Source organism: Janibacter corallicola NBRC 107790, from assembly GCF_001570965.1.
GTDB lineage: Bacteria > Actinomycetota > Actinomycetes > Actinomycetales > Dermatophilaceae > Janibacter > Janibacter corallicola.
In genome coordinates this window covers 41,078-65,222 of record NZ_BCSR01000007.1, presented here as the reverse complement: position 1 = coordinate 65,222, position 24,145 = coordinate 41,078, and the positions used below count along the sequence as shown (strand labels likewise).

Sequence of the window (24,145 nt, the reverse complement as noted above, 5' to 3'; positions counted from 1 at the left end):
TATGCTGCGGCCGCGTGAGCACCCCACCACAGCGCCGCAGCGGTGCCGATCGCTGCCCGGGACTGCTGGCCCCCTTCGTCTCTGCGGACGGGGCGATGGTGCGCCTGCGTCTCCCCGGGGGGCGGGTGGAGCCGCGGGTGCTGACCGAGATCTCCTCCCTCGCAGCGCGTTCCGGTAATCCAGACGTCACGCTGACCTCCCGCGGGAGCCTGCAGCTGCGTGGCCTGCCCGACCCGCTGCCCCGCGAGCTCGTCGCCGCGATCGACCGCCTGGGGCTCGTCCCCTCCGGTGAGCACGACAAGGCCCGCAACATCGTCGCCGATCCGCGGCCCGGGCTCGATCACCTCGTGCGCGAGCTCGACCGGGCCCTGCTCGCCGACCCCGGGCTCGCCGGGCTGCCGGGGCGCTTCCTGCTCGCCGTCGCCGCCCCCGGCGGGCCGGTGCTCGCGGAGCCGTGGGACGTGGCGATCGTCGCCGATCCGCTGCCCGAGGGGCAAAATTCGAGCCTCGACGGCACCGCCCGCATCCTCGTCGACGGCCGCGCCGCCACCGTCGCCCGCGAGGAGGCACCCGAGGCGGCGCTGGACGTCGCCCGGCGCTTCCTCGCCGCCCGCACCGACGAGCGGACCTGGAACGTGCGCGACCTGCCCGAGACCGGCCGGTCGGGACTGCTGCCCGGGGGCGCCCCCTTCGCGGTGGGCGCCCCCGGCCCGCCCGTCCCGGGTCCGGTCGGCGAGGACCTCGTCGCCCTCGTCCCGCTCGGTCTGCTGACGCCGACGATGGCGGCCGCCCTCGGTGCGGTCCACGTCAACGCCCCTCTCCGGATCACACCGTGGCGGTCGGTCGTCGTGGGTGGGGGTGCCGACCGGGCCGAGGAGCTGGCGGACGCCGGGCTCGTCACGACCCCCGATGCGCCGTGGACCGTGCTGACCGCGTGCGCCGGGGCGCCCTCGTGCGGACGCACCGCCACCCCCACGCGGGAACTCGCGCGGGCCGCGGCCCCCTTCGTCGACCCGGCCGGACCGCCGGTCCACGTCATCGGCTGCGACCGCTCCTGCGGCCACCCCGCCCGCTCGCACGCCACCGCGCTCAACCCGACCTCCGTCGCGGACATCGTCGCCGCGCAACGCTCCCCACTCGAAGAGGACGCATGACCGAACTGCGCCAGCCGCCCCGACGGTATGACTACGTCACCGACGGGCAGGAGATCTACCGCCGCTCCTTCGCCACGATCCGTGACGAGGCGGACCTCTCCGGCCTGCCTGCCGACCTGCGCGGTGCCGCGGTGCGGATCATCCACGCCGCCGGAGACGTCGCGATCACGAGCGAGATCGCCGGGCACCCCGACGTGGCCCGGGCGGCCCACGCCGCACTGGTCGCGGGAGCACCGATCCTCACCGACAGCAACATGCTCGCGAAGGGGGTCACCCGGCGGCGGCTGCCGGCCGACAACGAGGTGGTCTGCACGCTGCGCGAGACTTCCGTGCCGGACCTGGCCCGTGAGTGGGGCACGACCCGCGCCGCGGCCGCGGCGTCCCTGTGGACCGACCGGCTCGAGGGCGCGGTCGTCGCGATCGGCAATGCCCCGACGGCGCTCTTCCACCTGCTCGAGATGCTCCACGACGGCGCGCCACGGCCCGCGGCCATCATCGGCATGCCCGTCGGCTTCGTCGGGTCGGCGGAGTCCAAGATCGCCCTCGCCGAGCACGACCTGCCCGGGGGCCCGGTGCCGTGGGTGCTCGTCCACGGCCGCCGGGGCGGGTCCGCGATGGCCGCCGCGACGATCAACGCCCTCGCCAACCGGGACGAGCTGGCATGAGCGACAACGCGATCGGGCGCTTCTACGGTGTGGGCGTCGGACCCGGGGACCCGGAGCTCGTCACGCTCAAGGCCGCCCGGATCATCGGCGAGGCCGACGTCGTCGCCTACCACGCGGGCACCGGCAAACAGTCGATGGCGCGCTCGGTCGCCGCCGACCTCATCCCCGACGGGGTCCTCGAGGAGGAGCTGCGCTACCCCGTGACGACCGGCTTCACCGACCACCCGCGCGGGTACTACGGGGCGCTGGCCGACTTCTACGACGAGTGCTCGCAGCGGCTGGAGGCCCACCTCGCCGCTGGCCGGACCGTCGTCGTGCTCGCCGTCGGCGACCCGCTCTTCTTCGGGTCCTTCATGTACGTCCACGACCGGCTCAGCCCCCGCTACCCCACCGAGGTCGTGCCCGGCATCACCTCGCTGTCGGCGGCCACCGCGGCCGTCGCGACCGGGCTGTGCCGGCACGAGGACACGCTCACCGTGCTGCCGGGCACGCTGGCCGCCCCCGAGCTCGCCCGGCGCCTCGCCGACACCGACGCGGCGATCATCATGAAGCTCGGCCGCACCTTCGCCGGCGTGCGCGAGGCACTCCGGCAGGCCGGCATGTTGGAGCGTGCCGTGTACGTCGAACGCGCCTCCGGCACATCACAGCTCGTCTTGCCAGCGGCCGAGGTCGACGAGGGCCGCGTGCCGTACATGTCGCTCGTCGTCGTGCCCGGGCTCGGGCTGCGCGACGACGCCGCGGGGCGGGCGGCGGACTTCGCCCGGCTCACGGCGACCACCGACGAAGGGGAGGTCCCGCCCCCTTCGTCGGTCGGCACGGTCCACGTCGTCGGGCTGGGCCCGGGGCCGGAGCGCTGGCTCACGGCCGAGGCCCGCGAGGTCCTCGGCCGGGTCGGACACGTCGTCGGCTACGCGCCCTACGTCGCGCGGGTGCCGCAGCGCGAGGGCCTGACCCGCCACTCCTCCGGCAACACCGTCGAGCTGGACCGGGGGCGCCTCGCGCTCGACCTGGCGCGCGGCGGTGAGGACGTCGCACTCGTCTCGGGCGGCGACGCGGGGGTCTTCGGGATGGCGACGGCGCTCTTCGAGTCCCGGAAGGCCGCGCTCGTCGACGACCCCGGCTACGCGGAGGTACCCGTGCGGGTGCTGCCCGGGGTGACCGCCGCTCACGCCGCCAGCGCCCTCGTCGGCGCGGTGCTCGGCGGCGACCACGCCCTGGTCAACCTCTCCGACAACCTCAAGCCCTGGGAGGTCCTCGCCGACCGGCTCACCGCCCTGGTCACCCGCGACGTCGTCGTCGCGCTCTACAACCCGCGCTCCCGCTCGCGCCCCGAGACCCTCGGCCGGGCGCGTGACCTCCTCGTCGACGCGGTCGGACCTGACCGGCTCGTCGTCGTCGCCCGGCACGTCGGCCGGGCAGAGGAGTCCGTCGTCGTCACCACGCTCGGCGAGCTGGACGTGGAGTCGGTCGACATGGGCTGCCTCGTCGTCATCGGCGCCTCGAGCACCCGGGTCACCGACGACGGCTGGGTCTGGACGCCGCGGTCGGTCGGCTGAGTCCGTCCGAGCTCCCGCGGCTCAGCGCCAGAAGGGAGCCGGGTCCGCAGGTGCGTCCGCGCGGGGCGAAGGCAGCCGCGTCCCCTCTCCCCACCCCTTCGCCCACTCGGGCACGCTGCTCGGGGGTGGGTCGATACGCAGCATCTCCCACAGCCGCTCGGTGTCGACTCCCCTGCCGCGCTGCAGGAAGCGCGTGCGCACCATGGCCTGGGCGCAGACCTGGCCATCGACGACGAACCGCTGCTCGTAGAAGATGCTGATCCGGTCCCACCCGACGAGGTGGGTGTGCAGCTCATAGGCCTGCAACGGCTGGAGCGAGGTGCGGAAGGTGATCGTCTCCTGCATGACGACGGGTGCGACGCGGTGGCGCACCTGCCGCGGGACCCACCCGGAGCGGAAGGCCAGGTCGATACGTCCCAGGTCGGCCATCGTGAGGTAGACGCCGTTGTTCATGTGCCCGGCGAAGTCGATGTCGTTGGGCAGCACCCGCAGCGGGAGCACGGCCACGTCACCGGTGCCGACGCGGCCGCGGCGGCGTGCGGTCAGGGCGGTCCAGACGACGCGCGCGGAACGGTTCATGAGGCGGTCCTTCGACAGGTGACGAAACGTGCTACCGAAGGGTAACCCGACGCGTGACCGCTGTCGGCACCCGCTGGCACGCTGGGCCCATGGCGACGATCTACTGCACCGCGACGAGCCTCGACGGCTACATCGCCGACGACGGGGAGAGCCTCTCCTGGCTCTTCGCGACGCCCGGCCACGACACGGACCCGCAGGGCCGGTACGGCGACGGGGAGAGCCTGGACTTCGACCAGTTCCTCCCGACCGTCGGGGCCCTCGTGTGCGGGGCCAGCACCTACGCGTGGGTCCACCGCGAGCTGACGGCCGACGGGCAGGACTTCGTCTGGCCCTACGAGCAGCCGTCGTGGGTCGTCACCCACCGCGACCTCGACCTGCCGGACGGGGTGCGGGCCTTCGCCGGAGACGTGCGCGACCTGCACGCGGTGATGACCGAGGCGGCCGCGGGCAAGGATCTCTGGGTCGTCGGTGGCGGTGACCTCGCCGGGCAGTTCGCCGACGTCGGCCTGCTCGACAAAGTCTGGGTCCACCTCAACCCCGTGACCCTCGGCGCGGGCAAGCCGCTCCTCCCCCGCCGGCTGCGGCTGCACCGTGAGCGGATCGAGCGCGACGGTCAGTTCACCGCGATGCTCTTCGACGTGGTCGGGCCGGAGCCGCGGCGCGACGGGGACGTGGACGGCGCGGCCGAGGTCTACGCCGAGGGTGGTCCCTGAGTGGCATCGAGCGCTGCGACCCGGCGGCACGAGTAGAGGTGGGACTCGACGAAATCCTCCGCCCGGAGCGCCCAGCCGACGACGATGATCGCGGCCTGCCGCAGGTCGTGGGCCTCGACCTGCTCGGCGATGTCGGCGAGCGTGCCGCGCAGGAGGATCTCCTCGGGCTGCTCGACGCGGTAGGCGACGGCGACGGGGCAGTCGGCGCCGTAGTGCTCCGCCAGGCGCTCGGCGAGCTCGCGGGTGCGGCGGATCGCCAGGTGCAGCACGAGCGTGGCGCCGGTCGCGGCGAAATTCTCCAGCGACTCCCCCGACGGCATCGCCGTCGAGTCCCGCTGGGCGCGGGTGAGCACGACGGACTGGGCGACCTCGGGCACGGTCAGCTCGCGCCCGAGCCGTGCGGCGGTCGCCGCGTAGGCCGCCACCCCCGGTGTGACGTCCCACGGCACACCCGCCGCATCGAGCCGGCGGGCCTGCTCGGCGATCGCGGAGTAGACGCTCGGGTCGCCGGAGCACAGCCGGGCGACGTCCTCGCCGCGCTCGTGGGCAGCGACGCACTCGGCGGTGATGGCGGCCAGGTCGAGGCCCTGGGTGTCGACCAGTCGCACACCCTCGGGGCAGTGCTCGAGGACGTCGGCGTCCAGGTAGGTGCCGGCGTAGAGGCAGACCGGGCTGGCGGCGAGCAGCCGCGTGGCGCGCACGGTGAGCAGGTCGGCGGCGCCGGGGCCGGCGCCGATGAAGTGGACGGTCATGCTGCTCCCGGTTCGGTGGGTCGGATGGCGGCGAGCTGGACGACTGCGCGGGCGGGGGTCCAGGAGAGATACCTCCCGAGGGGCACGGCCCGCTCGACGGCGAGCCGGGTCAGCTCCCCCCCGGTGCTGCCGCGGGCGGCTGCGAGCGCGGCCTCCCCCTCCAGTGTCACCGCGTGCGCCACGAGGCGACCACCGGGGCGGAGGGAGGACCAGGTCGCCTCGAGCACGTCGCCGGTCAGACCACCTCCGACGAAGACCGCGTCAGGAGTGGCCAGGCGGCGCAGGTCGGTGCCGGTCGTGTCGCCCTCGAGCACCTCGACGCGGGCTGCGAGGCCGAGGGCGGCCGCGTTCTCGCGGATGCGCCACGCCCTCGTGCCGTCCCGCTCGACGCAGGTGGCGGTGGCCCGCTCGGCCGCGAGACACCACTCGAGCGCGACGGACCCGTTGCCGGCGCCGAGGTCCCACAGGTGGGCGCCGGGGGTGGGCCGCAGCCGGGCGAGGGCGGAGGCGCGCAGGTCCCGCTTGGTCAGCTGGCCGTCGTGGTCGATGAAGTCCTCGGGACGTCCCGGGGTCGGGCCGGCCGTCGTGGCGACCGCGGCCGGGTGGTCGGCGTTGACCTCGAGGCAGCACACCACGAGGTCCGGCGTCTCGTCGGTGAAGTGGTCCGCCCGGTCGGCGCGCGCTCCCTCCTCGGGACCGCCGAGGTGCCATCGTGCGGTGAGCAGCGTTGCGCCCCAGCCGCTCTCGGTGAGGATGGTCGCGAGCTCATGGGGGCCGTGACCGTCGGAGCAGAGCACGACGAGGCGGGCACCGGGCGCCAGGTGGGGACGGATCGACCGCAGGTCGCGCCCGACCGCGGTGACGACCGTGGTCTCCTCGGCCGACCACCCCTGACGGGCGCGGGCGAGGGTGTCCGCGGCCACCGCCGGGTGGACCCGGACGGCGTCCGGGCCGAGCAGGTCGACCAGCGTCGTCGCGACCCCGGAGCGAAGGGGGTCGCCGCTCGCGAGGACGACGACGCCCTCGTCCCCGGCCTGCTCCAACAGCGCCGGGAGCCCCTCGCGCAGCGGGCTCGGCCACGGGAGGAGGCGCACGTCCTCGCCGACGTGCCCGGCCGCCATCGTCAGGTGCCGCCGGCCCCCGATGAGGGTGCGCGCCGCGCCGACGAAGCCGCGCCTCCCTTCGTCCAGGCCGGCCCAGCCGTCGTCCCCGATACCCACGACGTCGATCACGGACGCCAAGACTAGGCCCACGGGCGGTGTGGCATGCTGACCCTCGACACGGGCTGAGGAATTCCGGTGCGAATCCGGAGCGGTCCCGCCACTGTGAGCGACGAGTCGTCGCGAGCCAGGACATCGGCCGTGTCCGTCGGTGCGAACCCGCACCGATGTCACCGACGGCGAGCGCGGACACTCGCCAGGAGGCACGAGATGAGCGTCCCCACCGCCGCAACGGCGGCCACCACCACTCCTGCCCTGCCCTTCACGGCCCTCGTCGGCGCCGATGACCTGACGAGCGCGCTGCTGCTGAGCGCCATCTCCCCCGGCATCGGCGGCGTGCTCGTCCGCGGCGAGAAGGGCACCGCGAAGTCCACCGCCGTGCGCGCGCTGGCCGCGGTGCTGCCCGACCAGCGGGTGAGCCCCGGGTGCCGCTTCGGCTGCGACCCCGACCGTGCCGAGGGCTGCCCCGACGCACCCCACACCGGTTCGCCCGCGACGCGTCCGGCCCGGCTCGTCGAGCTGCCGGTCGGCGCCACGGAGGACCGGGTCGTCGGCTCGCTCGACCTGCGCAAGGCGCTCGGCGACGGCGAGACCGCCTACCAGCCGGGGCTGCTGGCGGAGGCCCACCGGGGCATCCTCTACGTCGACGAGGTCAACCTCCTGCAGGACCACCTCGTCGACGTGCTCCTCGACGCGGCGGCCATGGGCCGCAACAGCGTCGAGCGGGACGGCCTCTCGATCTCCCACCCGGCGCGGATCACCCTCGTCGGGACGATGAACCCCGAGGAGGGCGAGCTGCGTCCGCAGCTGCTCGACCGCTTCGGCCTGACCGTGCACGTGGCCGCCAGCCGGGACCCCCACGAGCGGGCCGAGGTGGTGCGACGGCGCCTCGAGGCCGACGCCGACCCGGTCGGGTTGGCGCAGCGATTCGCCGACCAGGAGGCCGTGCTCACCGCACGCATCGCCGCCGCCCGCGAGCTGCTGCCGCAGGTGGAGCTGGACGACCGGGCGCTGCGCACGATCACCCGGGTGTGCGCCGGTTTCGACGTCGACGGCATGAGGGCCGACATCGTCACCGCCCGGACGGCCGTGGCCCACGCCGCCTGGCGGGGCGGGGCGGAGGTGCTGCGGGAGGACATCCGGGCAGCGGCGCTGCTGGCGCTGCCGCACCGGCGGCGGCGCAACCCCTTCGATGCGCCGGGCCTCGACGAGGACCTGCTCGACGCGTTGCTCGACGAGGAGGACCCGGACGACGACCCGCCCGGCGGCGGCTCCGACGACGACGGCGGCTCCGACGAGGACGGCTCCGACGAGGACGGCTCCGAGGACCAGGGTGGGGACTCCTCCGGTCCTGACCCGTCAGGTGGATCACCCGAGGACGGCTCCGCCGAGCCACCTCCGCAGGGTCCGTCGGACCAGGCAGACCGGGACCCCGCCGACCCACCAGCACCCGAAGAGGACCCGACGCCAGCGACCGGCGCCGGAGCGGCGCCCGAGGCCACGGCCAGCGCCACCACGCCGTACCGCACCCGCCGCCTCGAGCTGGCCGGGGTGGGCGCCGGGCCGAGCGGTCGGCGCTCGCCCGCGCTCAGCCCCCGCGGACGCACCATCGGCATCCACCCGGCCGGCCGCGAGCCGGGCGGTGCCCCGATCCACGTGACCGGCACCCTTCGTGCCGGCGCTGCCCGACGGGCCTCCGGTCTGGACCCCGACCGACGGATCGCCCCCGCCGACCTGCGGCACTCGGTCACCCGCGGGCGGGAGTCCAACCTCGTGCTGCTCGCCGTCGACGCCTCGGGGTCGATGGCCGCCCGCAAGCGCATGGGGGAGGTCAAGACGGCCGTCCTGTCGCTGCTGCTCGATGCCTACCAGCGCCGTGACCGGGTCGGTCTGGTCACCTTCCGCGGTCAGGGGGCCGAGATCGCGCTCCCACCGACCTCATCCGTCGACGCCGCCGCCGCGCGGCTGGCGGAGCTGCCCCACGGTGGCCGCACCCCACTGGCCGAGGGGCTGACCGAGGTCGCCAGGGTCGTTGCGAGAGAACGCATCCGCGACCGCAACCAGCGCGCCCTCGTCGTCCTCGTCACGGACGGCCGGGCGACCGCGGGACCGGACGCCCTCGCCCGCGCGCAGGCCATCGCCGATGCCTGGGGCCACACCGCGGAGACCGTCCTCGTCGACTGCGAGTCCGGCCGCTTCCGCATGGGGCTGGCCGCCGACCTCGCTGCGCGCATGGGCGCCGAGCACATCCCCCTCGAGCAGGTCGCCGCGAGCGGCCTCGTCGAGATCGTCACCGACCGCACCAGCCCCCGAAGGAGCGCCGCCTGATGGCCCAGGGAAAGACGCCCGTCACCCCGGACGACGGACTGACCACGCGCCAGCGCCGCCACTCCCCCCTCGTCGTGGTCCACGGCGGCACCGGGAAGGGCAAGTCCACCGCCGCCTTCGGGCTGGCCCTCCGGGGGTGGAACCAGGGCTGGCCGATCGGCATCTTCCAGTTCGTGAAGTCCGCGAAGTGGAAGATCGGCGAGGAGCAGGTCTTCACCACCCTCGGACGGCTGCACGAGGAGACCGGCGAAGGGGGCCCCGTCGAGTGGCACAAGATGGGCTCCGGCTGGTCCTGGTCGCGCAAGGCCGGCACCGAGGAGGACCACGCCGCCGACGCGCTCGAGGGCTGGCAGGAGATCAAGCGCCGTCTCGCCGAGCAGACCCACACGGTGTACGTGCTCGACGAGTTCACCTACGTCCTCAAGTGGGGCTGGGTCGACGTCGAAGACGTCGTCGAGACGCTGACGAACCGCCCCGGCTACCAGCACGTCGTGATCACCGGGCGCGACCCGCACCCGCGGCTGCTCGAGATCGCCGACGTCGCGACGGAGATGACCAAGATCCGCCACCCCTTCGACCGGGGTCAGAAGGGGCAGAAGGGGATCGAGTGGTGATCCGCCCGTGAGCGTGCTCCCCCGCCTGCTCGTCGCGGCGCCCGCATCCGGGCACGGCAAGACGACGGTCGCGGTCGGGATCATGGCCGCGCTCGCCCATCGCGGCCTCACGGTCGCGCCGGCGAAGGTCGGTCCGGACTACATCGACCCCGGGTACCACGCGCTGGCCACCGGCAGGCCGAGTCGCACCCTCGACCCGTGGCTCGTCGGCGAGGAGCTCGTGGCCCCGCTGCTGCTGCGGGGGGCCAGCCACCCCTCGCCCGCGGACGTCGCGGTGCTCGAGGGGGTCATGGGGCTGCTCGACGGGCGGCTCGGGACCGGCGGCTTCGCCTCGAGCGCCCACGTCGCGACGCTCACCCGCACCCCGGTGGTGCTCGTCGTCGACATCTCCTCGACCTCCCGCACCGTGGCGGCGACCGTCCGCGGCCTGGCCACGATCGACCCGGGGATCGACGTCGTCGGTGTCGTGCTCAACAAGGCGGGCACGCCCCGGCACGGCGAGGAGGCGCGACGGGCGGTCGAGACCGTCGGCGTCCCCGTGTTGGGCGTCCTCCCCCGTGACGCGGCCATGCACGTGCCCTCGCGCCACCTGGGACTCGTCCCGGCGGCCGAGCGTCCGTCCGCCGCAGCGTCCCTGGACCACATCGCCGCGGTCGCGGAGGAGCACATCGACCTCGACGCGCTGCTCACCGCGGCCGGCACCGCGCCGGACCCGGCCGCGGCCCCCTGGTCACCCGAGGAGGCCCTCGGGAGCGAGGCCGGCGCCAGGAGCGACTCCCCCGTCGTCGCGGTCGCGGGCGGGCGCGCCTTCACCTTCCGCTACCCGGAGACCGTCGAGCTGCTCGAGGCGGCGGGCGCACGGGTCGTGGAGTTCGACCCGGTCCGGGACGAGTCGCTGCCCGAGGGCACCCGGGGCCTGTGGCTCGGCGGCGGCTTCCCCGAGGTCCACGCGCGCACACTCGCGACGAATCTCCCTCTCGTGCAGCAGATCCGCGAGGCCGTCGCCGGCGGCACGCCGACCATCGCCGAGTGCGCCGGGATGCTCTACCTCGCCGAGGCACTCGACGGGCACCCGATGGTCGCAGCGCTGCCGGCACGTGCCGCCATGGGCAGGCGCCTCACCCTCGGCTACCGCGAGGCGACCTCTCTCGTCGACTCCGTCCTCGGGCCGGCCGGTACCCGGGTGACGGGACACGAGTTCCACCGCACGGTGACCGATCCCCCCTCCGGCACCCCGGGGGCGTGGGACCTGGGCGGGCGCCGCGAGGGTTTCGCCCTCGACCCCGCCGGCACCGGCCGCGCGACCGTCGTCGCCTCCTACCTGCACACCCACTGGGCCGGCTCCCCCGAGGTCGCGGTGTCGTTCGTCGACGCGGCCCGCACCTGGGCCGGCTGGAGGCAGGGGCGAGGAGGGAGTGCCGCGACTCAAGGGCTGCCCTTCTCGCCCCTGCCTCCGGGTGACGCGGCCGACCCCCTTCGCCACCACGGGGACACCGAAGCCGGCGACGGCCTCATCGACCTCGCGGTCAACATCCGGCTGGACCGGCCGCCGCGCTGGCTGGCCGATGCCCTCACGGACGAGCTGGCCGGCCTCGCGGCCTACCCCGATCCCAGCCCGGCACGGGAGGCGATCGCCGCGCGGCACGCCCTCCCCCGCGAACAGGTGCTGCCCACCAGCGGCGGCGCCGAGGCCTTCACCCTCCTGGCCCGGGCGCTCGACGTCCGCGACCCGGTGGTCGTGCACCCCCAGTTCACCGAGCCGGAGGTCGCGCTGACCACCGCCGGGCACTCCGTGCGCCGGGTGCTGCTGCGGGCCGAGGACGGCTTCGCGCTGACCGACACCGCCGTCGACGAGATCGGCGACGCCGACCTCGTCGTCATCGGCAACCCGACCAACCCGACGGGGGTCCTGCACCCGGCCGAGCGGCTGCGCGCCCTCGTCCGGCCGGGGCGGGTCCTCGTCGTCGACGAGGCCTTCATGGACGCCGTCTCCGGCGAACCCGGCTCGCTCCTCGGCGGCGACCTCTCCGGTGTGCTCGTCGTCCGTTCGCTCACCAAGACCTGGGCGGTCGCCGGTGTCCGGGCCGGCTACCTCGCCGGCGACCCGGACCTGGTCGCCCGGTGCGGGCAGCAGCAGCCCCACTGGTCGGTCGGCTCCCTGGCGTTGCGCGTGATGACCGAGACCGCCGCCCCGCACGCCCTCACCGAGGCCGGCCGGGCCGCCGAGGAGCTCCTGCGGTGGCGGGAGCACCTCGCGACCGGCCTGCAGGACCTCGGCGTGCCCGCGGTGGCGGGCGTCGCTCCCTTCGTCCTCGCCCGTCCCGGGGCCGGAGCACGCGAGGAGCTGCGTGCGGCAGGCTGGGCGGTGCGCCGCGGCGACACCTTCCCCGGCCTCGGTGCGGACTGGGTCCGCATCGCCGCCGCCGACCCCCACACCATCGACGGGCTGCTGCGGGCACTGGCCCGGATCCGCCACGAGGAGCCACGGAGCGCATGACCACCACGAACACCACCGGACGGGTCCTCCTCGTCGGGGCCGGCCCCGGCGACCCCCGACTGCTGACCCTCGCGGCCCGGGACGCCCTCGCCGCGGCCGACGTCGTCGTCACCGACCGGCTCGTGCCGCTCACGGCCATCGACGAGCACGCGCCCCGGGCCGAGGTCGTCCACGTCGGCAAGATCCCCCGCGGTACCTTCACCCCGCAGGAACGCATCCACGAGCTGCTCCTCGAGCACGCCCGCGCCGGCCGGACGGTGGTGCGCCTCAAGGGTGGTGACGGCTACCTCTTCGGTCGTGGCGGCGAGGAGTGGCAGGCCTGCACCGCGGCCGGCATCCCCGTCGAGGTCGTTCCCGGCGTCTCCTCGGCCCTGTCCGTGCCCGCCCTCGCCGGCATCCCCACCACCCATCGCGGGCTCTCCCAGGGGGTGGCGATCGTCTCCGGGCACGTCACCCCCGACGACCCGCGCAGCGAGGTGGACTGGGCGGGTCTGGCGACCTCCGGACTGACGATCGTGGTGCTCATGGGGGTGGCCACGCTCGGGGCGATCGCCGAGGCGCTCCTCGCCGCCGGGCTGCCCGCCGACACCCCGGCCGCCAGCATCGCCGACGGGGCGACACCGCAGCAGCGGGTGGTGCGGGCCCCGTTGACCGGCATCGCCTCCGCCGCGGACGAAGGGGGCATAGCCCCGCCCGCGATCACCGTCATCGGACCGGTCGTGGCAGCCCTGGAGGAGACCCCGGCATGACGACGAGCGGGCTGCGACTGGCGGTGGGGACCTTCACGCGGATCCCCAGCGGCCGCGTGGACACCAGCCCCGCGAGCGCCCGGTCGGCTCTCCTGCTCGCCCCCGTCGCGGTGCTGCCGCTGGCCGTCCTCGCCGGTCTGGTCGCCGCACTCGTCGAGCTGCGGCTCCCGCCCCTGGTCGCCGCCGGCCTGGCGCTCGTGGTCCTGGCGCACGGGTCCCGCGGCATGCACCTCGACGGTCTCGCCGACGTCGTCGACGGGCTCGGCGCCTCGGCAGCGGGTCGGGCCCGCGCGCTGGAGGTCATGCGCCGTGGCGACGTCGGCCCGATGGGGGCGATCGCTCTCGTGCTCGTCCTGCTGCTGCAGGCCGCGGCCCTGGCCGACCTGTTGCGCCACGGGTGGCCGGGAGGGCTGCTCTTCGCGGTGGCGGTCCTCCTCTCGCGGGCGGTCCCGGCCGTCGTGTGCGCGCACGGGACCCCGGCGGCGGAGGGATCGCGCCTCGGGGCGGCCTTCGTGGGGACGGTGCCCCCCTTCGCCGCGACCTGCCTCTTCATGACGCTCACCATCGCCCTGGCAGCGGCCGGCCTCGTCCACGGCCTCGCCGCCCCCGTCGTCACGGTCCTCGCCGCGCTCGCCGCCCTCGTCGCCGCGCTGTGGCTGCGCCGGCAGGTGATCCGGGGTCTCGGGGGCGTGGGCGGTGACGCCATCGGTGCCGCCGTCGAGGTCGCGCTGACCGTCACGCTCGTCTGCCTGACGGTGGCGTGGTGAGCGCCGTGCGGACCCTCGTCACCGGCGGCGTGCGCTCGGGCAAGTCCCGGCACGCCGAGTCCCTGCTGCTGCCCCCGAACCTGCCGCTCGACTCCCCCGTGAGCTATCTCGCGTGTGGTCCGCAGCGCGACGACGCGGACTGGGCGCTGCGGGTGGCCCGCCACCGCGAGCGCCGGCCGACCTCGTGGTCCACGGTGGAGAGCACGGATGCGGCGCGGGCGCTGCGCGCAGCGACCGGACCGGTGCTGTTGGACTGCCTCGGCACCTGGCTGACCGCCCAGCTGGACCAGCTGGGCGCCTGGGAAGCGCCCGAGCAGACCTGGGGACCGGAGCTGGACTCCCGGGTGGCCGACCTCGAGGCGGCATGGCGCGAGGCGGCGCACGTCGTCGCGGTGACGAACGAGGTCGGTTGGGGTGTCGTGCCCGCCCACCGCTCGGGGCGCGTCTTCGCCGACCGGCTCGGCCTGCTCAACCAGCGCATCGCCGCCGCCTCGGACCGGGTGCTGCTCGTCGTCTCCGGGCAGGTGCTCACCGTCAAGGACGACGGGGCGGCGGCCGGACCGTGAGTCCCGCGCCGATCAGCCCGGAGGCGATCGGGCTCCTCGGGGGCTGGCTGGCCGACCGCGTCCTCGCCGACCCGCGACGGGGGCACCCGGTGGCGCTCTTCGGTTCCTGGGCGGCCCTCGTGGAGTCCCGAACCCACCGCGACTCGCGGGCCGCCGGGGTCCTCACCGAGACCATCGTGCTCGCCCCGGTGCTGGGTCTCGGCGTCGCCGCCTCCCGGCTGCCGCCCGCGGGCCGGGCCGTCGCGACGGCGGCCCTGACCTGGGCGGCCCTCGGCGGCACCAGCCTGCGGCGGGAGGGCACGGGCGTGCACGACCTGCTCGTCGCCGATGACCTCGCGGCCGCCCGACGGAGGGTGGCGCACCTCGTGGGGCGGGTCACCGACGACCTCACCGCCGACGACATCGCCCGCGCCGCGGTCGAATCGATCGCCGAGAACACCTCCGATGCCGTCGTCGGCACCCTCGTCTGGGGAGCCCTGCTCGGGCCGACCGGGGTCGTGGTGCACCGCGCCGTCAACACCCTCGATGCGATGCACGGCCACCGCTCGGCGCGCTACGCCCGCTTCGGCTGGGCGGCCGCCCGGCTCGACGACGTGCTCGGCTGGCTGCCCGCGCGGGTCACCGTGCTCGCGACGGCGGTGGCCCGCCCCCTTCGCGCCGGTGAGGTGGTGCGCACCGCACGGCGGGACGGGCGCCGTCACCCGAGTCCGAACGCCGGACCGGTGGAGGCCGGCTTCGCCGCCGCCCTGGGGCTGCGGCTCGGCGGACGCACCGTCTACGCCAGCGGCGCGGAGGACCGGGCCGTGCTGGGCACCGGCGGCGCGACCACGTCCGCCGACCTGCCCCGGGCCGTGGCGCTCTCCCGCCGGGTGGGCACGATCTCGCTGGTCGGCGCCGTCGGCCTGCGCGTCCTCGCCGGCGTCACCCGAGGGAGGCGACCCAGGCCGCCGCAGCGGTCGCGTCCTCGACCGCGGTGACGCCCTCGGGCCGGGGCGGACGGGAGACGACCACCACGGGGACGCCGAGGTCGCGGGCCGCAGCGAGCTTGGCCTCGGTGTATCGACCACCGGAGTCCTTGGTGAGCAGCACGCCGATCCCGTGGGTGCGCATCAGCTCACGTTCGCCGGCCACGTCGTAGGGCCCCCGGGAACGCAGCACGGTCCAGGCCGCGGGCAGCGGATCCGCGGGCGGCTCGACGAGCCGCACGACCACCTCGCGCCCGGCCCACGCACCGGTGTGGTGGTGCAGGGTCTGCCGACCCGTCGTGACGAAGGGGGTCCCCCCGAGCGCGTCCGCCACGTCCCGGGCGGCCACGTGGTCCGTGACCCAGGTCCAGTCCCCGGCGTCCGGGTGGTCCTGCCACCCGGGCCTGGCCAACCGCAACAGCGGCAGTCCCAACCGCGAGCAGGCTTGCGCCGCATGGTTGCCCATCGTCCCGGCGAAGGGGTGCGTCGCGTCGACCACAGCGGTCACGTCGTGCTCCGTCAGCCAGGCGGCGAGCCCGCCGACGCCCCCGAAGCCGCCCACCCGCACCGGACCCTCCGGCAGCCGGGGCCGGGAGACGCGGCCCGCGAGGGAGGAGGTGACGGGGACCCCCTGCGCCACGAGGTGGGCGGCGAGGTCGCGGGCTTCGGCGGTGCCGCCGAGGATGAGGACGTGGGTCATGACGACTGTCAGCCTGTCATGCCCCCGCGGCCGGCCCGCACCACCTCCCTCTACCGTGAGCCTGTGCTCGAGGAGATCCTCCGCCGCCTCGCCCCGGCCGCCGCGCCCGACCTCACCGGCGCCGGGGCCCTCGTCGTGCTCGCCCTCGCCGCGGTGCTCGTCGGGTGGTGGCCGGCCTGGCGAGTGCTGCGCCTGGTCGTCACGCTCGTCCACGAGCTCGGCCACGCGGTCGTCGCAGTGCTCTCGGGCCGACGATTCACCGGCTTCGTGCTGCGCTCGGACATGTCGGGGCACGCCGTCACCGTCGGCCCTGCCCGTGGCCCCGGCGCCGTGGCCACCGCCTGGGCCGGCTACCCGGCGCCGGCGCTGCTCGGGGCGCTCGCGGTGTGGGTGAGCGCCAGGGGCTGGGCGGCTCCGCTGCTCGGCCTGCTGCTGCTCGGGTTGCTGGTGTCGCTGGTCCGGGTCCGCTCGGGGCTGACCGCACTCGTGGTGCTGACCAGCGGCGCAGGCCTCGCGGCCCTGTGGTGGTGGCGTGACGACGCGCTCCAGCAGCAGGTCCTGCTCGGTGCCGGCGTCGTCCTGCTCGTCGGCGCCTGGCGCCACCTCGGCGCGGTGCTCAGCCGGCCCTCGCCGGGCAGCGACCCCGACGAGCTGGCACGGCTCACCGGTGTCCCGGCGGGGCTGTGGCTGGCCGGATTCGTGCTCGTCCTCGCCGCCGCGAGCTGGCTGGTCGTCGCCGAGGTGCTCGCGCTGCTCTAGCGCCCGAGCCAGCCGTCGACGAAGTCGAGCACGTCCAGCAGCTCCTCGGCGACGGCGTCGGGCGTGACCTCCACCGTCACCTGCTGCTCGGTGGGGATGTCGCTGTGCGGCACCCAGATAGCGCGCATGCCGACCTCCTGCGGCCCGAGGACGTCCTCGAAGAGCCGGTCACCGACGTAGACGGCATTCGTCGGCTCCACCCCGAGCTCGTGGCAGATGGTCTCGAAGGCCTTCGCGTGCGGCTTGACCACGTGGATCTCGGACGAGTACACGTCCCCGTCGATCAGGTCCAGCACGCCGTCCCGCGCGAAGATCTCGCGGTGGTACTCCCGGCTCCAGATCGTGTTCGAGAGGACCCCGACCTTGAGCCGACGGGACCGCAGCCCCTCGAAGAGGGGACGCACGTCGGGATCGGTGTGGGTGTGTGGTTCCCAGAAGCGCCGGTACGCCGCGAGCGCCACGTGGTGCCGGTCGTCGCGCGGGTCGACCCCGGCCTCGCGCAGGATGTCGTCCAGGTGCGCGCTGCGCTGGTCCTCCCGGCCTCGTCGCCAGGCGCTCGTCTCGGCCTCGTTGATCCGCTCGGCGAGCTGCCACGCCCGGCGCAGGTCCTCCTCCGGCACGTCCGCGGAGTCCAGCGGGATGCCGTGCACCTCACGGGCGAAGACCCGCCACTGCTGACCGAGGTCGATCGTGTGCCACGGGGTGAGGGTTCCGCCCCAGTCGAAGACGACCGCCTCCACCGCGCCCGCCTCCGGGCGCTCGTGCACGGTCAGGGGGTGTCGCATCTCCTCGGCCGTCATGACGTTCCTCCGGCGCCCCCCGCCTCGGCGAGCACCTCGGCGGCGGCGTCCGCGACCGCCACCTCGCGGCTTTCGCCGGTGCGGCGGTCCTTGATCTCGACGACGCCGTCGGCGAGGCGCTTGCCGACCACGACGATCGTCGGGACACCGACGAGCTCGGCGTCCTTGAACTTCACACCGGGGCTGACCTTGCCCGCCCGGTCGTCGTAGAGGACGTCGAGCCCCTGCCCCTCGAGCGCGCCGGCGAGGTCGGCGGCGGCGGCGAAGATCTCCTCGCCCTTGCCCGCCGCCACCACGTGCACGTCGAAGGGGGCGACTTCCCGCGGCCACACGAGGCCGGCGTCGTCGTGGTTGTCCTCGGCGATGACACCGACGGCGCGGGTGACCCCGATGCCGTAGGAGCCCATCGTGACGGTGGCGAGCTTGCCGTTCTCGTCGAGGACCTGCAGGCCGAGCGCCTCGGCGTACTTCGTGCCGAGCTGGAAGATGTGGCCCATCTCGATGCCCCGCGCGAGGGTGAGGGTGCCGGAGCCGCTCGGGCTCGGGTCGCCCTCGCGGATCTCGGCGGCCTGGATCGTGCCGTCGGCGGTGAAGTCCCGGCCGTGGACGAGGTCGATGACGTGCCGCCCGTGCTCGTCCGCGCCGGTGACCCAGGCGCTGCCCTCGGCGATGGACGGGTCGAGGAGGTAGCGGATGGCCGAGGTGTTCTCCAGGCCGAGGACGCCCGGGCCGATGTAGCCCTTGGCCAGGCTCGGGTGGGCGGCGAAGTCCGCCTCCTCGAAGGGGACCACCTCGGCGGGCGAGACCTGGGCCTCGAGGCGTTTGTCGTCGACCTCCCGGTCACCGGGGACGCCGATCGCGAGCGGCTCGCGCCGACCCTGCGGGTGCTCCGCGTCGGCAGGGTGGACCAGGGTGACGAGCACGTTCTTCAGCGTGTCCGCCGCCGTCCACTCCCGGCCGTCGGTACGGGGGTGGTCGGCGTTGAGCCCGGCCACGAGGGTCTCGATCGTCGGGGTGTCCGGTGTGTCCTCGACGTGCGCCGGCCCGGCGGTCACCTCGACCGGCGGCGCCTGGGGCACCTCGACGGCCTCGACATTGGCCGCGTAGCCGGACCCGTCGCGAACGAAGGTGTCCTCGCCATTGGGGCTGACCGCGAGGAACTCCTCGCTCGCGCTGCCACCCATGGCGCCGGAGTCGGCCTGGACGACGACGTACTCGAAGCCGAGCCGGTCGAAGATGCGGACGTAGGCCCCACGGTGGGCGGCGTAGGAGCGTTCCAGCCCGGCCGCGTCGACGTCGAAGGAGTAGCTGTCCTTCATGATGAACTCGCGACCGCGCAGGATGCCGGCGCGCGGGCGGGCCTCGTCGCGGTACTTGTTCTGGATCTGGAAGAGGGTGAGCGGCAGCTCCTTGTAGGAGTTGTACATGTCCTTGACCGTCAGGCAGAACATCTCCTCGTGGGTGGGGCCGAGCAGCATGTCGACCTCCTTGCGGTCCACGAGCCGGAAGAGGTTGTCGCCGTACTCGGTCCACCGGCCGGTCGCCTCGTAGGGCTCCTTCGGCAGGAGCGCGGGGAAGGAGAGCTCCTGCCCGCCGATGGCCTCCATCTCCTCCCGCACGATCGCCTCGACCCGACGCAGCACCCGCAGGCCGAGCGGCAGCCAGGTGTAGATGCCGGGGGCGGCCCGGCGCACGTACCCGGCCCGCACGAGCAGCTTGTGGCCCGGCAGCTCCGCATCCGCCGGGTCCTCCCGGAGGGTACGGAGGAAGAGGGAGGACATGCGCGTGACCACGGGGGCGACTCCTGGGGAGGGGGTGGGGGAACTGGCCCCCAGCCTATCTGCCGGGCCGGTCCCCAGCCGCGGCACCGACGTGCGCGAGCGGACCCGGCCCCGTGTCAGCCCAGCGCCGCGACGATCCGCGGCAGCACCTGCGCCGCGCTCCCCCGGACGACGTGGTGGCACATGTCGGAGATCTCGGTCTCGACGGGGTTGACCTCGATCACGGTGGCCCCCTCGGACCGGGCCATCGCCGGGTAGCCCGCCGCGGGGAAGACGAGGCCGGAGGTACCCACGACGAGGCAGACGTCGCCCGGCTCCAGCGCCTCGAGCGCCGCCTCGGTCGCGGCCACCGCATCCTCGGGCAGCATCTCGCCGAACCAGACGACGCCCGGCCGCACGTCACCACCGCACTCGGGGCAGGTCGGCGGGTCGAGGCGCTCCACCGGCTCCTCGGGCAGCTCCGGCTCCCCGACGAAGGGGGCCCCGCAGTCGCTGCAGCGCAGGTCGAAGATCGACCCGTGCACGTGCGCGGCCACCGACGAGCCGGCGCGCTCGTGCAGGTCGTCGACGTTCTGCGTCGCGATGCTCACCTCGCGCAGCCGGCCCAGCTCGGCGATCGCCCGGTGACCGGCGTTGGGCTCCACGGCCCGCACGAGATGCATCCGCCACGCGTACCAGGCCCAGACGAAGGCCGGGTCCTCCGCCCACGCCTCGGGGGTCGCGAGCCGCATGGGGTCGAACTCCTCCCACAGCCCGGTCTGCGCGTCCCGGAAGGTCGCGATCCCTGACTCCGCGCTCATCCCCGCCCCGGTGAGCACGAGGATGCGCCGGGCCTCCCGCACCGCGGCGAGCACCTCCGCGGGGAGCGGGTGCTCCTCCGCCCCGGTCACGCCGGCCCCCTTCGCCCCCAGCCGGCGGCCCGGGCCGCGGTCCGGATCATCGGCCACTGCAGCGGGAGGCGTGCCACGGTGCCCGCGAGGAGTCCGAGGGACTTCGGGGTGCGGCGTCGCTGCGCGCGCCGCACGGCGTCGATGCTCATCTGCACGTTCGCGGGGAACACCGCCGCCAGCAGCGCGACGCTGCTCGCGCCCGCCAGCGGTCGGGTCGCCGGGACGAGCAGCCCTGCCCCACAAGCGACCTCGGCCACGCCGGAGGCCCGGACCAGGGCGCGATCGTGCTCGCGCAGCGGGCCGGGGATGATCGGCTCGAAGGTCCGCGGACGGACCAGGTGCAGCGTCCCGGAGGCCAGGAAGAGGCCGGAGAGCAGCCCGGTGGGCAGGTCCGTGTCTCGGGTCATGCCGCTCCTTTCAGAAGATCTGCCGCAGGTTCGCCCGGGAGAGGTCGAGCAGCTCGTCCCCGCGCCCGGACATCACCGTGCGCAGCGCGTAGAGGGTGAAGCCCTTGATCTGCTCGGCCGAGATCGCCGGCGGGATGGTCAGCTCCTGGCGCTCGGTGACGATGTCCACGACCGCCGGACCGTCGTGCGACAGAGCCTCGCCCAACGACTTCTTCACGTCCTTGGACTCGGTGACCCGCCAGCCCTTGATGCCCATCGACTCCGCGAGGGTGGAGAAGTCGGGGTTGTCCAGACCGGTGCCGAAGTCCGGCAGGCCCGCAGCCTTCATCTCCAGCTCGACGAAGTTCAGCGAGGAGTTGTTGAAGACGACGATCTTCACCGGCAGGTCGTGCTGCTTGACCGTCAACAGCTCGCCCAGGAGCATCGTCAGGCCGCCGTCGCCGCTGAGGGTGACGACCTGGCGCTTCGGGAAGGCGGTCTGGGCGCCAACTGCCTGCGGCACCGCGCCCGCCATCGAGCCGTGCACGAAGGAGCCGATGATGCGCCGGTCGCCGCGGCACTCCAGGTAGCGGGAGGCGTAGACGACCGGGGAGCCGACGTCGGGGATGAAGACGGCATCGTCGTTGGCGAGCTCGTCGAGCACCCGCGCGACGTACTGCGGGTGGATGGCCCGGCGCCGCTTGGCGGGCACCGCCAGGTCGTCCAGGTCCTTGCGGGTGCGCACGTAGTGCTTGACCGACTCCTCGAGGTGACCGCGGCTCCGGTTCCTCTTCAGCATGGGCAGGAGTGCGCCCACGGTCTCGCGCACGTCCCCGACGAGCCCCAGGTCGAGCGGGGTGCGTTTGCCCAGCTGCTCCCCGCGCAGGTCGACCTGGATGATCCTCGCGTGCTCGGGGTAGAACTGCCGGTAGGGGAAGTCCGTGCCGAGCATGAGGATCGTGTCGGCCTTCTCCATCGCCCGGTACCCGGAGGCGAAGCCGAGCAGCCCGGTCAGCCCGACGTCGAACGGGTTGTCCCCCTCCACGTGCTGCTTGCCCCGCAGCGAGTGCACCACCGGCGCGGCGAGGGTGTCGGCCAGTTCGAGGACCGCCTCCTTGGCCCCCTCGGCGCCGACGCCGACGAGCATGGTGGTGCGCTTGGACCCGTTGAGCAGGTCGGCGGCCGCCTGCAGCTGGTCGGCCTCGGGAAGCGTCCGGGCCCGCGCCCGCTCGATGACGGTGACCCGGTTGTCGACCGCCTCGGCCTGGGCGACGTCACCGGGGACGACGAGCACCGCCACGCCACGCTGCTGGATGGCCGCCCGCATCGCGGTCTGCAGCATCCGCGGCATCTGGTCGGCGGAGGAGACCATCTCGCAGTAGACGCTGCACTCCTGGAAGAGGTTCTGCGGGTGGGTCTCCTGGAAGTATCCGCTGCCGATCTCCGCGCTCGGGATCTGCGCGGCGATCGCGAGCACCGGTACCCGGGAGCGCTGGGCGTCGAAGAGACCGTTGATCAGGTGCAGGTTCCCCGGGCCGCAGCTGCCCAGGCAGACGGTCATCTGGCCGGTCAGCTCCGCCTCCGCGCCGGCTGCGAAGGCGGCGGACTCCTCGTGACGGACCAACGTCCAGCCGAAGTTCCCGTCCCGACGCATCGCCTCGGTGAAGCCGTTGAGCGAGTCGCCGGGCACCCCGTAGGCGTGGCTGATCCCGTTGGCCCGCAGGGTGGCGATGACGTTGTCCGCGATTGTGGGCATGGGGCCTGCTCCTCGCTGCTCGGAAGTTTCCCGTCACGCTATCCGGTCCGGCCCGGGCGGGCGCCCCCCGGATCCTCCTAGAGTGAGGGAGATCAACGCCCCGACCAAAGGAGTTCACGTGCGCGCCGTCTACGCCGAGACCATCAATCCCGAGAACCCGCTGGCCGGCCTGGTGGTCGGTGAGCGTCCCGAGCCGGAGGTCCCCGATGGTTGGGCGAGGGTGCGGGTGCAGGCCGCGGCGCTGAACCACCACGACCTCTTCTCGCTCCGCGGGGTGGGCCTCGGCGAGGAGCGGCTGCCGATGATCCTCGGCTGCGACGCCGCCGGGCTCGACGAGGAGGGGCGCGAGGTCCTCGTCCACTCGGTGATCCCCTCCCCCGGCTTCACCGGCGACGAGACGACCGACCCGCGCCGCTCGTTGCTCTCCGAGAAGCACCAGGGCACCTTCGCCGACACGGTGGTCGTGCCGAAGGGCAACGTCGTGCCCAAGCCGCAGTCCCTCTCGATGGTCGAGGCCGCCTGCCTGCCGACCGCGTGGCTGACCGCCTACCGGATGCTCTTCGTGCGCGGCGCGATGCGCCCCGGCGAGACCGTCCTGGTCCAGGGCGTCGGGGGCGGCGTCGCGACCGCCCTGATCACCCTCGCGAGCGCCGCCGGCCTGCGCGTGATCGCCACCTCGCGCAGCGAGGAGAAGCTCGGGCGCGCCCGCGAGCTGGGTGCCCACCTGGCCGTCCCGAGCGGTGAACGCCTCCCGGAGAAGGTCGACGCCGTCATGGAGTCGGTCGGGCAGGCCACGTGGTCGCACTCGATCCGCTCGCTGCGCCCGGGCGGGCGGCTCGTCGTGTGCGGGCACACGAGCGGCCCGAAGCCCGACGACGCCCAGCTGACCAGGATCTTCTTCCTCCAGTTGAGCGTCATCGGCTCCACGATGGGCACGAAGGGGGAGCTGGGTGACCTCGTGCGCTTCCTCGAGTCCACCGGGACCCGCCCGCTCGTGGACCGCACGCTGCCCCTGGAGTCCGCCCGCGAGGGGTTCGCGGCGATGGAGTCCGGGGACCAGGTCGGGAAGATCGTCTTCACGCTCTGAGGAGTGCCTCAGAAGAGGATCGTCGCGAAAGTCCCGATCTGCTCCATGCCCACGCGCCGGTAGGTGGCCAGGGCGGGGGCGTTGTAGTCGTTGACGTAGAGCGTGGCGAAGGGGGCGTGCTCGGCCAGGGTCTGCTCCAGCGCCGAGGCCATGAGCGCGGGCGCCATGCCGCGGCCCCGCAGCTCGGGCGCCAACCACACGCCCTGGATCTGGCAGGCCCCCAGCGCGACCGACCCGACGTCGGCCTTGAAGATCACCCGGCCGTCCTCGACGGCGACATAGGTGCGCCCGGCGCGGATGAGCCGCCAGATGGAGTCCCGGTAGAAGGCCGGGCTGCCGGTGTAGGGCCGGTAGCCGATCTCCTCGGTGAACATGTGCTCGGCCGCCGGGAGGACGAGGTCGACCTCGTCGAGGGTGGCCGGACGCACCCGCGGGTCGAGCTCGACCCCGAGCACCGAGGGCGGCGTGCGGGTGCCCAGCAGCGGCTGCTCGGCGCGCAACGAGCGCGGCGCGGGGTAGCTCCCGCCGACCTCCTGCCACAGGCCGAGGACCTGATCCCGCGGACCGAGGAAGGAGGCGCACCGGCGCCGCATCCGGCGCACCTTCTCCGAGAGCGCCAGCCGGCTCTGCACGTCGGTGCCGACCGGGATGACGTTGGCGACGGTCCAGATCAGCGAGGACAGCTGCCCCTCGCGGAAGTACCCGTGGGCGGCGGAGGAGCCGTGCCCCAGACCGCCGTCGAGGATCCTGCTGGCGACGAAGACATTGGCCGCCGGGTCCGCCGCGCACAGGTCCAGGGCATCGTCGACGTCGTCGACGCCCAGGAGCCGGATCGGTTGGTTGCGGGTGCGCAGCACCCTC

At 74.4% G+C, this 24,145-nt stretch carries 23 protein-coding genes and 1 riboswitch; of the genes, 13 read left to right on the top strand and 10 right to left on the bottom strand.

The features are described 5' to 3' along the window. The first annotated feature begins 14 nt into the window (after positions 1 to 14). From JCO01S_RS04840 to JCO01S_RS04830, 3 genes are read left to right on the top strand one after another with little or no spacing between them, the layout of a single operon-like run. Positions 15 to 1,154, top strand: coding sequence for a ferredoxin-like domain-containing protein (locus JCO01S_RS04840; protein WP_068251542.1), 1,140 nt, complete (start codon positions 15 to 17; stop codon positions 1,152 to 1,154). Further along, on the top strand, positions 1,151 to 1,819 hold the full coding sequence (locus JCO01S_RS04835; protein WP_068251539.1) for a precorrin-8X methylmutase: 669 nt from the start codon (positions 1,151 to 1,153) through the stop codon (positions 1,817 to 1,819). Before JCO01S_RS04840 ends, JCO01S_RS04835 begins: the two co-directional genes overlap by 4 nt. Beyond that, positions 1,816 to 3,375, top strand: a complete 1,560-nt coding sequence (locus JCO01S_RS04830; RefSeq protein WP_068251536.1) for a precorrin-2 C(20)-methyltransferase — start codon at positions 1,816 to 1,818, stop codon at positions 3,373 to 3,375. Before JCO01S_RS04835 ends, JCO01S_RS04830 begins: the two co-directional genes overlap by 4 nt. A 21-nt stretch (positions 3,376 to 3,396) precedes the next feature. On the opposite strand, the gene JCO01S_RS04825 is transcribed toward JCO01S_RS04830, so the two are convergent. Beyond that, a complete protein-coding gene (locus JCO01S_RS04825) occupies positions 3,397 to 3,954 on the bottom strand; it encodes a thioesterase family protein (RefSeq protein WP_068251533.1) in 558 nt (185 codons plus the stop codon). 89 nt (positions 3,955 to 4,043) lie between these two features. Here JCO01S_RS04825 and JCO01S_RS04820 point away from each other — a divergent pair, with 89 nt between their 5' ends. Then, a complete protein-coding gene (locus JCO01S_RS04820; protein WP_068251529.1) occupies positions 4,044 to 4,667 on the top strand; it encodes a dihydrofolate reductase family protein in 624 nt (207 codons plus the stop codon). Here JCO01S_RS04820 and cobM read toward each other — a convergent pair. Together cobM and cbiE are read right to left on the bottom strand one after the other, a co-directional pair. After that, positions 4,646 to 5,419: a precorrin-4 C(11)-methyltransferase gene (gene cobM, locus JCO01S_RS04815; protein ID WP_068251525.1), complete on the bottom strand. Its 774-nt coding sequence runs from the start codon at positions 5,417 to 5,419 to the stop codon at positions 4,646 to 4,648. The genes JCO01S_RS04820 and cobM overlap by 22 nt on opposite strands. Further along, positions 5,416 to 6,651, bottom strand: a complete 1,236-nt coding sequence (gene cbiE, locus JCO01S_RS04810) for a precorrin-6y C5,15-methyltransferase (decarboxylating) subunit CbiE (RefSeq protein ID WP_218002222.1) — start codon at positions 6,649 to 6,651, stop codon at positions 5,416 to 5,418. Before cbiE ends, cobM begins: the two co-directional genes overlap by 4 nt. A gap of 45 nt (positions 6,652 to 6,696) precedes the next feature. After that, positions 6,697 to 6,785, top strand: a riboswitch (adenosylcobalamin (AdoCbl) riboswitch). A gap of 64 nt (positions 6,786 to 6,849) precedes the next feature. Here cbiE and JCO01S_RS04805 point away from each other — a divergent pair. From JCO01S_RS04805 to cbiB, 7 genes are read left to right on the top strand one after another with little or no spacing between them, the layout of a single operon-like run. Next, positions 6,850 to 8,967 carry a VWA domain-containing protein gene (locus tag JCO01S_RS04805; RefSeq protein WP_068251519.1) on the top strand — a complete coding sequence of 706 codons (2,118 nt, stop codon included), beginning with the start codon at positions 6,850 to 6,852 and terminating at the stop codon, positions 8,965 to 8,967. Continuing rightward, positions 8,967 to 9,581, top strand: coding sequence for a cob(I)yrinic acid a,c-diamide adenosyltransferase (gene cobO / locus JCO01S_RS04800; RefSeq protein WP_068251516.1), 615 nt, complete (start codon positions 8,967 to 8,969; stop codon positions 9,579 to 9,581). The genes JCO01S_RS04805 and cobO overlap by 1 nt, the downstream gene beginning before the upstream one ends. Before the next feature lie 7 nt (positions 9,582 to 9,588). After that, entirely contained in the window at positions 9,589 to 12,078 is a 2,490-nt protein-coding gene (gene cobBC / locus JCO01S_RS04795; protein ID WP_068251513.1) for a bifunctional hydrogenobyrinic acid a,c-diamide synthase/histidinol phosphate aminotransferase CobBC, read from the top strand. Continuing rightward, complete coding sequence (gene cobA / locus JCO01S_RS04790) at positions 12,075 to 12,827, top strand: uroporphyrinogen-III C-methyltransferase (RefSeq protein ID WP_068251510.1); 753 nt, start codon at positions 12,075 to 12,077, stop codon at positions 12,825 to 12,827. The genes cobBC and cobA overlap by 4 nt, the downstream gene beginning before the upstream one ends. After that, a complete protein-coding gene (locus JCO01S_RS04785; protein ID WP_068251507.1) occupies positions 12,824 to 13,594 on the top strand; it encodes an adenosylcobinamide-GDP ribazoletransferase in 771 nt (256 codons plus the stop codon). The genes cobA and JCO01S_RS04785 overlap by 4 nt, the downstream gene beginning before the upstream one ends. After that, positions 13,591 to 14,160, top strand: coding sequence for a bifunctional adenosylcobinamide kinase/adenosylcobinamide-phosphate guanylyltransferase (locus JCO01S_RS04780; RefSeq protein ID WP_157074482.1), 570 nt, complete (start codon positions 13,591 to 13,593; stop codon positions 14,158 to 14,160). The genes JCO01S_RS04785 and JCO01S_RS04780 overlap by 4 nt, the downstream gene beginning before the upstream one ends. Next, complete coding sequence (gene cbiB, locus JCO01S_RS04775) at positions 14,157 to 15,137, top strand: adenosylcobinamide-phosphate synthase CbiB (RefSeq protein ID WP_245634330.1); 981 nt, start codon at positions 14,157 to 14,159, stop codon at positions 15,135 to 15,137. Before JCO01S_RS04780 ends, cbiB begins: the two co-directional genes overlap by 4 nt. Here cbiB and JCO01S_RS04770 read toward each other — a convergent pair. After that, positions 15,082 to 15,825, bottom strand: coding sequence for a cobalt-precorrin-6A reductase (locus JCO01S_RS04770; RefSeq protein WP_068251501.1), 744 nt, complete (start codon positions 15,823 to 15,825; stop codon positions 15,082 to 15,084). The two genes, cbiB and JCO01S_RS04770, sit on opposite strands and share 56 nt — an antisense overlap. Positions 15,826 to 15,888: 63 nt before the next feature. Here JCO01S_RS04770 and JCO01S_RS04765 point away from each other — a divergent pair, with 63 nt between their 5' ends. Continuing rightward, complete coding sequence (locus JCO01S_RS04765) at positions 15,889 to 16,584, top strand: M50 family metallopeptidase (RefSeq protein ID WP_245634329.1); 696 nt, start codon at positions 15,889 to 15,891, stop codon at positions 16,582 to 16,584. Here the strand turns inward: JCO01S_RS04765 and JCO01S_RS04760 are convergent. The 5 genes from JCO01S_RS04760 to poxB form a co-directional block, all read right to left on the bottom strand. Beyond that, on the bottom strand, positions 16,581 to 17,384 hold the full coding sequence (locus tag JCO01S_RS04760; RefSeq protein ID WP_068251495.1) for an HAD family hydrolase: 804 nt from the start codon (positions 17,382 to 17,384) through the stop codon (positions 16,581 to 16,583). The two genes, JCO01S_RS04765 and JCO01S_RS04760, sit on opposite strands and share 4 nt — an antisense overlap. Further along, positions 17,381 to 19,177 (bottom strand): proline--tRNA ligase, encoded by a 1,797-nt coding sequence (locus JCO01S_RS04755; RefSeq protein WP_218002221.1) that lies wholly within the window; start codon positions 19,175 to 19,177, stop codon positions 17,381 to 17,383. Before JCO01S_RS04755 ends, JCO01S_RS04760 begins: the two co-directional genes overlap by 4 nt. 104 nt (positions 19,178 to 19,281) lie before the next feature. After that, positions 19,282 to 20,055, bottom strand: a complete 774-nt coding sequence (locus JCO01S_RS04750; protein WP_084342641.1) for an SIR2 family NAD-dependent protein deacylase — start codon at positions 20,053 to 20,055, stop codon at positions 19,282 to 19,284. Then, positions 20,052 to 20,462 carry a DoxX family protein gene (locus JCO01S_RS04745; RefSeq protein ID WP_068251493.1) on the bottom strand — a complete coding sequence of 137 codons (411 nt, stop codon included), beginning with the start codon at positions 20,460 to 20,462 and terminating at the stop codon, positions 20,052 to 20,054. Before JCO01S_RS04745 ends, JCO01S_RS04750 begins: the two co-directional genes overlap by 4 nt. Before the next feature lie 10 nt (positions 20,463 to 20,472). Beyond that, positions 20,473 to 22,197 carry a ubiquinone-dependent pyruvate dehydrogenase gene (gene poxB / locus JCO01S_RS04740; protein WP_068251490.1) on the bottom strand — a complete coding sequence of 575 codons (1,725 nt, stop codon included), beginning with the start codon at positions 22,195 to 22,197 and terminating at the stop codon, positions 20,473 to 20,475. A 118-nt stretch (positions 22,198 to 22,315) separates the two neighbouring features. Between poxB and JCO01S_RS04735 the strand changes: the two genes are divergently transcribed. Beyond that, complete coding sequence (locus JCO01S_RS04735; RefSeq protein WP_068251487.1) at positions 22,316 to 23,284, top strand: zinc-binding dehydrogenase; 969 nt, start codon at positions 22,316 to 22,318, stop codon at positions 23,282 to 23,284. Positions 23,285 to 23,292: 8 nt separating this feature from the next. On the opposite strand, the gene JCO01S_RS04730 is transcribed toward JCO01S_RS04735, so the two are convergent. Further along, the gene (locus tag JCO01S_RS04730) at positions 23,293 to 24,141 is read right to left on the bottom strand and encodes a GNAT family N-acetyltransferase (protein WP_084342631.1); all 849 of its coding nucleotides are present in this window, start codon (positions 24,139 to 24,141) and stop codon (positions 23,293 to 23,295) included. Positions 24,142 to 24,145 lie beyond the last annotated feature (4 nt).